Source organism: Paenibacillus lautus (assembly GCF_050482385.1).
GTDB classification, from domain to species: Bacteria; Bacillota; Bacilli; order Paenibacillales; family Paenibacillaceae; genus Paenibacillus_AQ; species Paenibacillus_AQ lautus_B.
Window position 1 is genome coordinate 396,868 of record NZ_JBCNHV010000003.1, and the last position, 14,398, is coordinate 411,265.

The 14,398-nt window shown below is 49.6% G+C and carries 12 protein-coding genes; 10 read left to right on the top strand and 2 right to left on the bottom strand.

Annotation, left to right across the window (positions count from 1 at the left end):
- Positions 1 to 204: 204 nt before the first annotated feature.
- The 6 genes from ABEW73_RS07160 (at position 205) to ABEW73_RS07185 (ending at position 8,266) form a co-directional block, all read left to right on the top strand.
- Positions 205 to 1,194 carry an ABC transporter permease gene (locus ABEW73_RS07160; protein WP_430162897.1) on the top strand — a complete coding sequence of 330 codons (990 nt, stop codon included), beginning with the start codon at positions 205 to 207 and terminating at the stop codon, positions 1,192 to 1,194.
- Positions 1,195 to 1,225: 31 nt separating this feature from the next.
- Positions 1,226 to 2,107, top strand: coding sequence for a carbohydrate ABC transporter permease (locus ABEW73_RS07165; protein ID WP_430162900.1), 882 nt, complete (start codon positions 1,226 to 1,228; stop codon positions 2,105 to 2,107).
- A 136-nt stretch (positions 2,108 to 2,243) separates the two neighbouring features.
- Positions 2,244 to 3,917 carry an extracellular solute-binding protein gene (locus ABEW73_RS07170; protein WP_430162902.1) on the top strand — a complete coding sequence of 558 codons (1,674 nt, stop codon included), beginning with the start codon at positions 2,244 to 2,246 and terminating at the stop codon, positions 3,915 to 3,917.
- A 182-nt stretch (positions 3,918 to 4,099) separates the two neighbouring features.
- Complete coding sequence (locus tag ABEW73_RS07175) at positions 4,100 to 6,025, top strand: cache domain-containing sensor histidine kinase (RefSeq protein ID WP_430162905.1); 1,926 nt, start codon at positions 4,100 to 4,102, stop codon at positions 6,023 to 6,025.
- Positions 6,000 to 7,577: a helix-turn-helix domain-containing protein gene (locus ABEW73_RS07180; RefSeq protein ID WP_430162907.1), complete on the top strand. Its 1,578-nt coding sequence runs from the start codon at positions 6,000 to 6,002 to the stop codon at positions 7,575 to 7,577. The genes ABEW73_RS07175 and ABEW73_RS07180 overlap by 26 nt, the downstream gene beginning before the upstream one ends.
- Positions 7,578 to 7,711: 134 nt before the next feature.
- Positions 7,712 to 8,266, top strand: coding sequence for a hypothetical protein (locus tag ABEW73_RS07185; RefSeq protein ID WP_430162910.1), 555 nt, complete (start codon positions 7,712 to 7,714; stop codon positions 8,264 to 8,266).
- A gap of 138 nt (positions 8,267 to 8,404) precedes the next feature.
- Here the strand turns inward: ABEW73_RS07185 and ABEW73_RS07190 are convergent, their stop codons facing one another.
- Both ABEW73_RS07190 and ABEW73_RS07195 read right to left on the bottom strand, forming a co-directional pair.
- On the bottom strand, positions 8,405 to 8,557 hold the full coding sequence (locus tag ABEW73_RS07190; RefSeq protein WP_430162912.1) for a hypothetical protein: 153 nt from the start codon (positions 8,555 to 8,557) through the stop codon (positions 8,405 to 8,407).
- 189 nt (positions 8,558 to 8,746) lie between these two features.
- Entirely contained in the window at positions 8,747 to 9,616 is an 870-nt protein-coding gene (locus ABEW73_RS07195; protein WP_430162915.1) for an AraC family transcriptional regulator, read from the bottom strand.
- 156 nt (positions 9,617 to 9,772) lie between these two features.
- On the opposite strand from ABEW73_RS07195, the gene ABEW73_RS07200 reads away from it, so the two are divergent.
- From ABEW73_RS07200 to ABEW73_RS07215, 4 genes are all read left to right on the top strand, one after another.
- Complete coding sequence (locus ABEW73_RS07200) at positions 9,773 to 11,164, top strand: MATE family efflux transporter (protein WP_430162917.1); 1,392 nt, start codon at positions 9,773 to 9,775, stop codon at positions 11,162 to 11,164.
- A gap of 152 nt (positions 11,165 to 11,316) precedes the next feature.
- Positions 11,317 to 11,859 (top strand): RNA polymerase sigma factor, encoded by a 543-nt coding sequence (locus ABEW73_RS07205; protein ID WP_430162919.1) that lies wholly within the window; start codon positions 11,317 to 11,319, stop codon positions 11,857 to 11,859.
- Positions 11,849 to 12,664, top strand: coding sequence for a hypothetical protein (locus ABEW73_RS07210; protein ID WP_430162922.1), 816 nt, complete (start codon positions 11,849 to 11,851; stop codon positions 12,662 to 12,664). The genes ABEW73_RS07205 and ABEW73_RS07210 overlap by 11 nt, the downstream gene beginning before the upstream one ends.
- A gap of 349 nt (positions 12,665 to 13,013) precedes the next feature.
- Positions 13,014 to 14,231: an asparaginase gene (locus ABEW73_RS07215; protein WP_430162925.1), complete on the top strand. Its 1,218-nt coding sequence runs from the start codon at positions 13,014 to 13,016 to the stop codon at positions 14,229 to 14,231.
- Positions 14,232 to 14,398: the final 167 nt, after the last annotated feature.

Sequence of the window (14,398 nt, forward strand, 5' to 3'; positions counted from 1 at the left end):
TCTTTTTTTGTGCCTGGATTGAGCACAGGGCGCAATATTTCGCTTTTGGGATGCATTTTTTCGTAAATGGCGGAGTCTACCCGAAAAATGAGCCCCTTGAAACGAAATCTGAAACCTTTCGTGCAAAGAAAGGACGATCTACAATATAAACATAGAGAATGTAAAGGTTTTCAAAATGATAGGATCAACCTGGAGGTCATAACCATGCAAAATCAACTTCATGCCGATGTTTCCGAAACCGGTGTCGGTCCCTCAATGGAGCCTTCTGTACAGAAGAAGCTTGACAGAAAAAGATGGCTTAGAAAGCTCTACGGCCAACGACATCTCCAAATAATGGCGCTGCTCGGCGTTGCGTGGATGATCATCTTTAACTACATTCCGATGTACGGTGTCATCATTGCATTTAAAGAGTTCAATATCGTGAAGTCCATCGGTGAAGCTCCATGGGTTGGACTAGAGCACTTCAAGGAGTTTTTCTCAGACGAGGACTTTACGAACGTGATGCGGAACACGCTCGGGATCAGCTTGCTGAAGCTGTTTATCGGATTTCCGCTGCCGATCATTTTTGCACTCTTTCTGAACGAAATCCGGTCCGTTCGCTACAAGAGGACCATTCAGACGATTTCTTATTTGCCTCACTTCTTGTCATGGGTTATTCTGGGCGGCATTCTGATGACCTGGCTTGCGGATATCGGGATTATCAACAATCTCTTGCTGGCTCTGCATATCATCGATGAGCCGATCACCTATCTGGCCGAACCGAAATACTTCTGGGGAATTATTATCACTTCGGACATATGGAAGGAGCTTGGATGGTCGGCAATTATCTATCTGGCGGCCATTGCCAGCATTTCGCCTGAAATGTACGAGGCGTCGACGATTGATGGTGCAGGTCGGTTTCAGAAGATGTGGTACATCACCCTTCCCAGTATCAAATCGACCATATCCATTCTCTTCATTCTTGCGGTTGGTGGTGTGCTGAACTCCAACTTCGATCAGATTTTGGTGCTCCGAAACACGCTGAACGAAAGCGCGAGCAACGTCATCGATATTTTCGTGTACCACACTGGGATGCAGAACGGACGATACTCCTACGCGCAAGCCGTTGCATTGTTCAAGTCCGTCATTGCGATTATCCTGCTGTTGATCGCGAACAAGGTGACCAAAAAACTGAACGACACATCACTATTCTAGCGAGACCAGCGAGAAGGGAGACGAATAATCCATGTTTAAACGCAGAACCAAAGGCGAAGCCTTCTTCGATATATTCAATAATTTCGGCATGCTGATCGTATGCTTTCTGACCATCTACCCGATCTGGTACGTGCTGGTGAATGCCTTCAATGACGGGCAGGACGCCATGCGCGGAGGAATCTACTGGTGGCCGCGGATGATCAGCCTCGAGAACTTCAGTGCGGTGTTCCAAAGCTCCGGGATCATGACGGCGATGGGCATTACCGTGGCCAAAACGGTGATCGGCGTGTTCATTCACGTCCTCTTCACCGCTATGGTGGCTTATGCATTTTCGCGGAAGGGTCTGATCGGCGGCAAATTCTATATTTTGCTCGGAACGATAACGATGTTTTTTGGTGGTGGACTGATTCCTACTTATCTGTTGATCAAGGATTTGAATATGCTCGACAGTTTCCTCGTTTACATCATACCGGCCATGTTCAGTTTCTTCGATCTCATCATCTTCATGACGTTCTTCCGGGAAATCCCGGACGGTCTGGAGGAGGCTGCGAAGATTGACGGGGCCAACGACTGGTCGATCTTCCTCCGGGTCGTGCTGCCGGTATCCATGCCGGTTATCGCGACGATCGCGTTGTTTCATGGGGTGTTCCAGTGGAACGATTATTTCACCGGCGTCATCTACATCAACAATACGGATTTGCAGCCGATTCAGACGTACCTATATAAGGTCGTCGCGCAATCCAGTTCCAATCAGATGATGGCTCAGGTTCCGGGCGGCGTTGCCAAGACGGTCACCTCCCAATCGATCAAAATGGCGACCATGGTCGTAACGACGGCGCCGATCGTCTTCGTCTATCCGTTCCTGCAGCGGTACTTCGTCAAAGGGATGATGATCGGCTCCATTAAAGGTTAATTCTCGGTCTCTGATAACGCAGTTTCCCTCTCCCGGGGCACCCTGGGGAAGGGGGATTCTTACAGGTAGCTTCTCTTGCCTAATTTGGCGGGAGTTCTATATAATCATATTTTTAAATAAGAAAAGGGGTAAACACATGAGCAAGATGCTTAAGCCAAAGAGCCTTCTGTTGTTGATGTTCGCACTGGTCATGGCCTTTACAACAGCATGCTCGTCCGGCGGTGATAATAGCGGCGCGTCGGAAAAAGAAAAAAAGGAAGAAAAGCCGGCAGAAGAAGTAAAATTGACTCAGGATCAGCCGGGATGGGAAGTCGACACCTCCCCGATTACATTTGACTGGTACATCAACTTTGCCTGGTTCCCGAACAAATGGGGCGAGGACATTACTTCTCAATACGTAACCAAAAAGACGGGGGTTAATCTTAACCTGATCGTACCGGCTGGGAACGAAGCCGAGAAGATGAATACGATGATCGCTTCCGGTACATTGCCAGATTTTATTACGCTAGGATGGTATGAAGACGCTGTCAAAAAGATGATTGAAGGCGATCTTGTCCTGCCGCTGAACGAATTGGCTGATCAATATGATCCGTATTTCTATAAAGTAACGGACCCTGCAAAAGTGTCATGGTACACCAAGGATGACGGTAACATTTACGGTTATCCGAATGCCTCATCATCACCGAAGGACTATGAGAAGTTTGGCGACAACATCACATCGAACCAAACCTTCTTGGTACGCAAAGACATGTATGAGGCGCTGGGAAGCCCGAATATGCGCACACCGGAAGGTTTCCTGAAAGCGCTTGAGGACGCCAAGAAAATGTTCCCGGATGTGAACGGGCAGCCGCTCATTCCGTTTGGATTGCATGATTTCCATGAAAAAGGAAACAGTTCTTTGGAGGGTTACCTGCAGAACTTCCTTGCCATTCCACAGGATAAAGACGGAAAATTGAATGACCGTACAACAGATCCGGAATATGTAAAATGGTTGAAAACCTTGCGTCTTGCTAATGAAAAAGGATTGATGTCTAAGGATATTTTCGTGGATAAACGTCCGCAAATGGAAGAGAAAATGGCACAGGGCCGTTACTTCGCGATGCTCTACCAGCGCAGTGATATGGCGAACCAACAGAACGCGCTGTTTGCTACCGATCCGAACTCCGTGTACATCGCGGTTGACGGACCTGCCAACTCCAATCTGGATCAGCCGACCCTGTCCGGTCCATCGATCTCCGGTTGGACGGTTACATTGATCTCCAAGAACGTAAAGGACAAAGCGCGTGCCATTCGCTTCCTGGATTACCTGATCTCCGAAGAAGGTCAGCGTGATACTTACCTTGGCGAGAAAGGCGTGACATGGGATACGATCGATGGCAAAGATCAATTCCTGCCAGAGGTTGCAGAGCTCTTGAACAGCGACCGCGGCGCATTCGACAAGAAGTATGGAGCATCCCATACCTTCTGGATGATGATGGATAACAACGTTACGCAGCCTTGGGCGCCTCCGGCCGTGGAACCGTTCAAGCAGATGGAAGACTGGACTCGCGGAAAGACCGAGAGCTTCTCGCAATTTGACCAACTGGACCCAGATGCAAGCTCCGAGGAAGGTATCATTAACGACAAGGTGTTGAACGAGTGGGGTAAAATCCTGCCGAAACTGATCTTTGCCAAAACGGATGCCGAGTTCGATCAGATTTGGAACGATTACCTCGCGAAGCGTGAGTCATTGGGATTTGCGAAAGTGCAGGAATACAAACAGAAAGAATACGAAGAGAAAGTGAAAAAGCTTGAGGAATTCTTGAAGTAATGATGATTCGCTCAGGCGGATAAACAAAATGAGGACTCAAGGTACCCTATTATCGATTTTGTCGAAATAGGGTGCCTTTTGTCGCATCACGAGCTAATATAGGAGGGTATCCGATCGGCTGATGCCGCCTTACCATTCATGGCTCGGCTGTGGTCATACATAGAAAACGGGAAGTGACAGTCATGATGACACGAATAAAATCGCTTATTCAATCGTTTACTTATTGGTTTGGCCGCAGGTCGATGCAGAGTCGTTTGGTTGCTGCGTATATCTTGATTTTGCTCATTCCGAGCATTATCGTATCGAACTATTTTTTCAAGCAGATCCGCGATACTTATATCAGCGATGCGCTCAATCAGAACTCGTTCCTGTTAGAAATTGAGAAGATGAACATGCTGAACCAGATTGAGGCGATTGAGATGGCCGCACAGCTGGCAATTTCGGATGACGGCATCAAGGATTATCTCCGAATCAAAGAAGATCCCGAGCCGGCGTGGTTAATCGATTTGGCTTGGGGGCCCTTTAAGGATATCCAACGGATCCAAACTAATAATCCGAATATCACGCACCTTCGGTTATATACGAATAATTCGAACGTAACGGAAATGTGGCCGATCATTTTCCAGGAGAAACGAATCGCAAGCGAGCCCTGGTTCCCTAAAGTCAAGGATTTGGATGGCGGAGAGCTATGGGTGTTCAACCACAGCGATCCCGATATTCTGCAGCGTTACGCTGCAGATGCCTCCGAGGAGCTGCCGAAGGTGTCCTTGATTCGCCAAGTCCATAACGGGAGTTACCGTGGCGTGATCCAGGTGGATATGCTGCTTAAGCACTTTGCTCCGAAGACCTTTGCCGGTATCGTGGATGACAGCTCACAGATGGTCATTGTCGATCAGGAAGGACAGCTGTTCATGGACAGAAGCCAATCGTTTATGACCAGTCACGAGGGACTCCGGGATGAGGTGGCGATCCAATTCGCCAATCTGAAGCTGCAGGCGGGTGCCTTCGAGGAAACAGTACATGCCCGGTTCAGTTTAAACGGCTCCTCGTTCTTGCTGATTGCGACACCGATGGAGCGGCTTCATGCCCATGTGCTGAATATCGTTTCACTGGAAGGGGCGCTGAATAACGTATCCAAAGCCCAGGGACAGATTATCGCGGCGAATATCGTATTGATTTTTCTGCTGTCGATCATTACGTATTACCTGAATTCCATTATCCTGAAGAGTTTACGCCGTTTAACGGAGACGATGAAGAGAGTCCGCAAGGGTGAAGTGACCGCGACGATGGCCATCCAGGGCGGTGGCGAGGTGGGAGAGCTGGCGCATCATTTTAACAAATTGATCCGCACCATCAATGAACTGATTGCCCAGGGCGTACGCAAGCAAGCGGTGACCAAGGAAGCGGAGCTGCGAACGCTGCACAGCCAGATTGACTCTCATTTCTTATACAATACGCTGGAAAATATAAAGATGCTGGCCGAAATCGAGGGGCAGCGGACGATTTCGGACGCGCTGACCTCCCTTGGCGGGATGATGCGCTATAATTTCAAATGGTCGGGGGAGTACGTCAAACTGAAGGATGAAATTCGCCATATTCGCAATTATATTGATGTCATGAATATCCGGTTTGATGAGCCGATCCGGCTTGAACTTAACATTCCGTCCGAATTCATGGAGCTCGAGGTATTGAAAATGTCGCTGCAGCCCATCGTGGAAAATGCCGTTAAGCATGCCTGGCCCGAGTTCCCGGATCAGGAGAAACGGATCAATATCGATGCTATTGCCTGGGAAGAGAACCGGATCACGATTAACGTCACGGATAACGGCATCGGGATGGAGCCTTATCGGCTGGGCAGGCTGAACGAGATTCTGCGAACGGCGGACAACGACGAACTCCCCTCCGTAGATTACGGGCGAGGTGGAGTGCAGGCTGGAGGAATCGGACTTCGGAATGTGCACCAGCGAATTCAGTTGTTCTACGGGAATGAATATGGAATCGAAGTGAAGAGCGAAGAGGGGAAGTTCACGCAGGTGACCATGACATTCCCTAAGGTTCTGTTAACAGGAGGAGGCAGTGGACATGAGAAGTCTGATGATCGTAGATGATGAGAAGAATATCCGGTATGGACTGAAAACGATGATTGAACGGGAATTCCCGGATCAATACGAGATTCGCTTGGCTGTCCAGGGACAGGACGCGCTGGATTCCTTCCGCGAAGAACCGGCCGATATTGTCATTACAGACATCCGGATGCCGGTCATGGACGGGATACGCCTTATTGAGGCACTGGCTGAACTGGAAGAAACAACGGGTGTTAAACCCGTCGTTCTAATCCTGAGCGGATATGACGATTTTGAATATGCGAAGGCGGCGATCCGTTACCAGGTGAAGGAGTACTTGCTTAAGCCGATTCGACGGGATGAGCTGTTCGCTGCCCTCCGAAAGACAGAAGAAGCCTTGATTCGGCAAGCGGAAGTGCACAACCAGGTGGCTGCCAGCGAAGTATATCTTCAGCAGCTGCAGACTCATCGGCTGAAGGAACTTCTGGAGCTGCCCCAAGGGATGGACATGGAGGCTGCCGCGAACGAAATCGGGTTTGAATCATTCGTGAAGCCATTCCGGGTAGCGGTGATGAAATACAAGTACGAAGACGGCAATTCCATGAATAAGGATGAGCTGAAGCAATTGATTGATAACATGAGGGCTTCAGTGGAAGGACGGATCAACGCTTGTTTTCTGGACAGCAAGGGGAGGGTCGTGCTCATCGGCAGCCCGGACGGGCAATTCGAGGAGCTGGCACGGCAGTTTTCCGAGCGGGAGATGGACGGGCTCTTCGTTGGCATTAGCCGGGAAGGCTTCCGAATCGAAGATATCCGCATCTGTTACATTCAGGCGTTGACCGCTCTGAGCTATACGTTCATCCATCCCAACGTCAAGCTGATGAGCCATGATGATATTCAGGGAGAACTGCGCACGTATCCGGTGCCGGAAGAGAGCATCCGCAAGTTGGGCAACATGCTCGGCACGGAGCGGGAGCGGGAGATCCAAGCGCTGCTGCTGGATATTTTCCATATCGGAGATATGCCGTATGTGGCCATCGATTATTTGGAGTTTGTCAGCAAGCGGATCAATGAGCAGGTGCTGGATGAGGTGTTTCGCGTGTACGGGGAATCCATGGTGGAAGTGTTGAAGCTGTACCGAAAGGTAGGGACGATGGACAATTACCGTCATTTTCACACCTATTTCAGAAATTTGGAGCATTTGCTGCTGCACGTGAATGAATATGTTAAAGGGATTCGTTCCGCCCACAGCGAGCATTCTGAGATCAAGGCAGCGGTCAGCTACATGGAGGAGAATTATCACAGGCCGCTGAACATGGCAATGGTCAGCAATTATGTGTCTTTGAATTATTCGTATTTCAGTGAAGCGTTTAAGGCCCATACGGGCGAAAATTTCGTAGTTTATCTCAAAAAGCTGCGAATAACGAAAGCCAAGGACCTGCTTCAGGACGGTACCATGAAGCTTGCGGACATTGGCAAAGCGGTCGGTTTCGAGAACACCAAGCAATTCTCGCGCGTATTCAAAGAGCTGGAAGGGATCTCGCCGCATGAATACCGGATCAAGGTACTAACAGGTGTGGGATTGCAGCAGGAATAGTCCGGCTAACGTTTGACATGGTCCCGCCGCATAGCTTGAATTGGCGGGATCCATTTTATTTTTTGCGCTGACGACGAGAGATCGCATCTCGTTTTATCCTTAATATGGTAAAATAGAAAAGTCGGAGGTGCGTTATGTCGAATTCAGCGAAATGGATCTGGGTATGGATGGTAGCATTGGTGCTGGTATGTACCGTGTTTCTGTTTGGTCATCAGAAGAAGATCGAACAGGGGACAAAAATGACCTTGCAAAGCATATTGGGCACATCTCTATTTCAAATATGGAGTCATTACACCGACATTCTGGAATTGAAGTCCATGCCCCTTCATGAAGCACGCCTTGCAGAAGTACGGCTGAAGCTGGCGGCTATCGAGGCGTATTCCAAGACAGCGGATGAAGCCGTCCGTTCTCAGCTGCTTAACCCCATCGCTGCAAAGTTTCTGGCTCTGTCTGACAGCATAAGGGAGAGCTATGTGGAGAACGGGCGCTTCTCGGACGAAGATATCGAGAAATACGCGATTATTATGCGGGATTCGGAGGCACTGATTCCTCTGATGTACAAGGTCTATTATGTTTCGGAATCGGTTGAGGGGGGCGAAGTTAACCTGGACATCTCCGATTACGGTGAATTGGCAGCGCTTAACAACAGGTTAAAGCAGGATCTGGATGGTTTTACTACGAAGAAGTAATTTAGAGAATCCAAAGATCCAGAGAAGAACATATGGATGACAGAAAAAAAGAACACCGGATCGGCTTTCCTGGGAAATGCCTGGAATTCGCGATCGGGTGTCTTTCTTATATGGAGGATTATGTAATCCCCATGTTATTTATGGGGCTGCGGTCTCTAATGTGGACAGCGTCATTTCCATTTTGCGGGTGATTTCTTTCTGCCATTTCACATCTCCAAGCTGGATCGCGAGGTTCAGCAGGTCCAGATAATCATCGATTTGCAGAGAACAGCGGCGGGAAGTCGTCTTCATAAGTCAATCGGCTCTCCTTTATATATAAACTCTTCAAGCGAAACGTGACGTGTAGGAGCTCAAACGTCCATTCTCAACACATTATCACTTGTCCGGTAATGATAATCATTATCATATGGCTAATTCTCATTATAAAGAGTTCCCGCACAGGTTGCAAGTCACTTTCTTAGATTTTTGCGTAAAAATGAATTAATTCATAAAGAACCGCTGCCTGTATTTACGCGGCGAGATCCCTTCCTGCTTTGTGAAACAGGAGGTAAAGTACGCTGCATGATTGAATCCGACCTCTTCAGCGACCCGGCTGATGCTGAAATCCGTCTGCATGAGGAGCATTTTGGCCTGCTCGATCCGGTAGCGCTGCAAATATTCAACAGGTGAACAGCCGAATTCCTTCTGCATGCAGCGTGCGATATAAACAGGGTGGAAGTTAATGCGTTCGCCCAGCTCCTGCACCTTGAACTCTTCACGGTAATGCTTCCGCAGATACGCCGCGGCCCGCTCGGCACAAGCAGAGGAAGGGGAGGACACCGGTGTATCCAGTGCGGCGGCCAGCTGTTCGATGAGCTCCTGGAACACCACCTGCTGCCGCCACAGAAATTTGGCCTGGTGACCGTACTGAACTAACGAAGACATGGTAGCCAGGAGTTCCAGGGCCTTTTCCGGTTGAGGCAGGGTGCCAAATTGGGGGATGTTGACGGAAAAATAGTTCGGCGTCATCGCCTTCAGCTCCGGTGCCTCTTCTCTTCTAGACGCTTGGCAGGCTTCGTCCGCATGCCATTCCCCGGAGGTTTGAAAATGAAGCCAGTAATAATCGGTCTCCTCCGTACATCCCTTCGTGCCGAAATGATGCGTATCGGGACGCAGGATGAGGAACATGCCGGGTTTGATCTCATAAGGAATGCCATTCTCCGTGACATGGAGCTGTCCCTTCATAACCACGAGCAGGTCAAAGATACCGATGTTTTTACGGTTGGGATGTCCGCTGTGAATAGGAGCACGGGTAAGCCCGCTATTGATGTATTCCGGCAGCGGCGGAACGGTGAAATTCAGGATCGTCATAAGAAAGCCCTTTCGTGATTCGCCAGGTTTGAAATTTGATAGTTTTCGTTCGGATAATGATATTATAACTCCAGTATACCATCTATAATTTGAGAAGGTTAAAGACCGTTTCATCATGAATTGTGTTTAACCCTTACATCATGGGTGGAGGTTGGAATGTTGGATAAAAACACAAACAAATTTACATTATGGGTTCTCGCATGGCCCATATTCATCGAGCTGTTCCTGCAATTTTTGCTGGGGGCGGTGGATACATTGATGGTCAGCCGGATTTCCGATGATGCGGTTGCGGTGGTTGGCTTCTCCAATCAGTTGTTTCAGGCTATGACAACGCTGTTCATGACGGTCGCCAGCGGTGCTGGCATTCTCATCGCTCAGAAGATCGGTTCGCACAAAACGGGCGATGCCCGAACGATCGGCATTATGGCGGTGAGTGTCACCACGATCATCGGATTAGTGTGCAGCGTGATATTGTTCACGATGCCGGAGGCGATCGCCTCGATTCTCCAGCTGCCGGCGCCACTGCTTCCGCTTGCCGGAACGTATATCTCCATTGTCGGCGGCGGGATGGTGCTGATTGCCATGATGGCTACGATGAGCACCGTCATCCGGAATACCGGCAATACGCGTGCACCGATGTATGTCGCGATTGGGATGAATATCATTCACGTTGTTATGAACTATGGGTTTATTTTTGGCGCTTTCGGTTTCCCGCAGTGGGGACTTACCGGTGTCGCGATCTCGACGGTGGTCAGCCGGCTGCTCGCTGTACTCTTACTGCTGTATATATTCCTTCGTTCATTTGAATATCGGATCAAATGGAAGGAATTCCGCGTGTTCAACCGTCCGCTGTTCGGCGAAATTCTGAAGATTGGATGGCCGCTCGGCATCAATATGTCTTGCTGGGTGTTCACGCAGCTGATCATCTATTCCTTCATTGCAACGCTGGGCGCTGCCGAGTTGGCTGCGCGCACGTATATGAATACATTGGAATCCTTCTGCTTCCTGCTGGGCTCATCGATCGCGATGGCTGCCCAGATTCAGATCGCGCATCTGTTCGGCGCGGGCCGGATCAAGGAGGCTTATCGGAGCGCGTATCGCGCGCTGGGCGTCGGGGCTGTTTACGTTGTAGTCAATGCCTTCCTTCTGTATGTGTTCGGGAAGCAGCTGCTGGGGCTGTTTACGGACGATAAGACTATCATTGCGATCGGTGCATCGCTCCTGGGCATGAATCTGATTCTCCAGCCTGGCAAAATGCTCAACATGGCACTTGGCAACTCGCTCAACGCCGTCGGAGACACGAGGTTTACGATGTATATTTCCCTCGGCTCGATGTGGCTGGTCGCCACCGTGCTCTCATATATACTCGGTATTCACATGGGGTGGGGGCTCATCGGCATATACTCCTGCATGATTGCCGACGAGTATTTGCGGGGCGTGCTGTCCTTCTTCCGCTGGCGCGGGCAAAAACACCTGCGGAAGGCAGAGCGAGTCGAGCCGGTGAGCCATCAGGGGGCGTCAATGGAACCGGTGCCGGCGCAAGCATAATGGGATTTTGATATGAAAAAGGATACTTCGGCCGTGCGGCATCGGGGTATCCTTTTTTTGCCATACTAATAAAAATAACGCATTCGAAAACTTTTTACCCGCATGGCGGGGTATTGTAAGTGAATGGCTAAGTGAAAGGAGGAAAGCACGGTTTGGTACACGACCTTATACAACGACTAAAGACGGAATACAGTGACGAATGGTTCGAAGAACTTTATCGGTTATACGCGGATCGGGCGATTCGAACGGCTACCGCAGTAACCGGAAGTCCGGCAAGTGCTGCCGACGTGGTCCAGGAAACATTTATCCGGGTTTACCGTAATCTGGAGTCCTATGATTTGAGCAGGCCCTTTGATCCGTGGTTCAACCGGATTCTCTATAACGAGTGCAACCGCTATTTGAAGAAACATGCGAGGGTGGTGCCTTCCGAGATTTCGGAGGAGAGGGGTATTCCCTCGGAGAACGACACCTACGATTTTGACCGGCATGGCGAGGTGTATGAGCTGGTGCAGCGGCTGGATGACCAGCACCGGATTCCCGTCATTTTGAAATATTTGAATGATGTTACCGAGAAGGATATCGCGAACATGATGGAGCTGAACGTCAACACGGTGAAGTCCAGATTGTTCAAAGCGAGAAAGAAATTAAAGGAATGGATGCTGCAGAATAGGGGAGGGAATCAGCATGGGACGTGATCCATTGGATCAAGAGATTACAGACGGCCTGAAAAAGGGTACGGATGACGCGATGCGACATAAAGACGAGATTTGGATAGCGATCAAGGATCGGATCCATAGTGAGCAGGCCCAGCGGTCTGCTGAATCTGACACAGCCTTCACGCCGCGGGAACCGAAAGGGCGCCGCCGTTCGGGACGAAGAGCGGCCGGATGGATTGCGGGAACCGCCGCTGCGGCGGCCATCGTGCTGACCGTCAGCTTCCAGACAGCACCGGTTCAGGCTTTCATTGATCAGGTGAAGGAATGGTTTGCTCCCCAGAAAACAGTAGAGCAGGAGCTTGAGGGCATGCCGGAAACAAGCGTAGATGAGCTGCATGAGGGTGCTGATTACGTGATATATATTGATGAGAGCCGGTTTAAGATGGTGCACGAATCGGGCGTGGACCGCATTGAATTGAAGGAGAAGCCGACGGATGACCGCTATCCGGAAGTGTTCATGGAAATTTCGCAGGAGGGCATCGATCCGAAGACCGCTGCAGAGCAGATCCAGGCTGAGCTGCAAGCGTATCCGAAGGTCGAGGCGAATATGATAGATGAACCGATTCAGGGCTGGGAGGTGCGTGCGGTAGGGGGTACCGGCGGCAAAGAATGGGACGATCCGGTGATACGATATTATGTGTTCGATAACGGGCAGGGCGGCAGCTTTGTCGTCAAGCAGCAGTATTTCCTGGAGGCCTCCGAGGGCTTCGGCGCACGCTTTCATAACATGATGAAAGAATTTCATATTACGACCAATACCAATGCAGAGTCTGACAATGAGTAGGGAGCTTTAGTTCATGGTATGTACAAGGATAGCCCAATCGTATGATGAGGGGCTATCCTTTTTTTTGTGATTAAAGATCGGTCAGAAGCGCTAGTAGATAACTTAATGTAATGTTACATAACATTATTAATGTCTATTGAATATATTAAGTACTCCCTAATTCTGGGATATATTATTTTTAATTTATTGAAAGTGGCTATAAACTCAATGATAATGATGTATATCTTTAATTGGAAGCGCTTTTCCTATCATATGTTCGATTTGTTATATTAAATAACATTAAATAAAATAACTCTAACGAATACATACTTTTATGTTATGTATTATAACACATGAGGAGAGTGCTGTGATGAAACCAAAGTCAAAACGTCCTTTAGCGGTCTGGAGTACCGCTGCATTCACCGCTTTTGCTATTTCTGTATCTCCTGTTGGAACCTATGCGGCACATGCTGCCACGGTGACGGAAGTGAAAGGAACGGTTAGTACGGCTGCACCCGTACAGACCCCTGCAACGCCGGGAAGGAATACAACGGTACCTCCTCTATCGGAAGTTTCCAAAACATCGACCAAGCCGAATGTGCTGGTCATTGCGACAGGCGGGACTTTGGCGGGCCAATCGACGGATGCCACCAGCTTCCAATCCTACCGTGCGGGTACGTTGAAGATTGAGGACATGGTCTTTGAGCTTCCCAATACGGACAAGATTGCGGATATCAGCACGCTCCAGTTCGGTAATTCCGGATCAAGCGCGTACACTATGGCGGATCTGTATGATTTGTCCCAGACGGTAGACGATGCGCTTGAGGTCTACGACAGTGTCGTTGTAACGACGGGGACGGATACGATGGAAGAGATTGCGTACTTCCTTGATCTGACGGTACAAAGCGACAAACCTGTAGTCATTACCGGTTCTATGCGGCCTTGGACGGTGATCGGCTCCGATGCGCAGGCGAATCTGTACAATGCCATCAAGCTGGCTGGAAGCGGCCGCACGGAATCCTTCGGCACGGTGCTGATGCTGAATGATACAATTCATCTGGCGCGCGGCGTAACCAAGACCAATGACTACCGTACCGACACGTTCGAAACGCCTATGCTGGGCGCAGTCGGATATATCGATGATGAGAATATTCGGATCTACCGTGCTCCCCTTCGAGCGATGAAGGCGGAAGGCGAAGGCAAACGGGTATTTGATCTGAGCAAAATCTCGAAAGAGGACCTGGTGAAGGTTGAAATTGCCATCTCCTATCAGGAAGCCGGCGGTGGTGCGATTAAAGGCTTTGTGGCAGACGGAGCCAAAGGCATCGTCACTTCCGGCACTGGTGCAGGTGGCATCTCGAAAGAGATGAGCGCTGCCCGCAAGGAAGCTATCGAGAAGGGGGTGGTTTTCGTAACAACGACCCGTACAGGCTCCGGCAGCGTATACGGCGGCGGTGAAGGCATCATTTCAGGTGATAACCTGAGCCCTCAGCAAGCCCGCGTTCTGCTGCTGCTCTCCCTGTCCTTTACGGATGACTTCAATACCATTAAGGGTTGGTTCGCGACCTACGGCACACCTGAAGTGTAATCTCAGTCATGTTTTAACTGCTGCTTAGTTCTACTGAACGATGAAATTCCTTCCACCAATATATTGCCGCCAGGTTTGCCCTGGCGGTCTCTTTTTGTTGAAAGTTAGTAGTGAAACGTCGATAATTTTAACAGGGTTCCATGTAACGTATGACGAATGATGTGGAT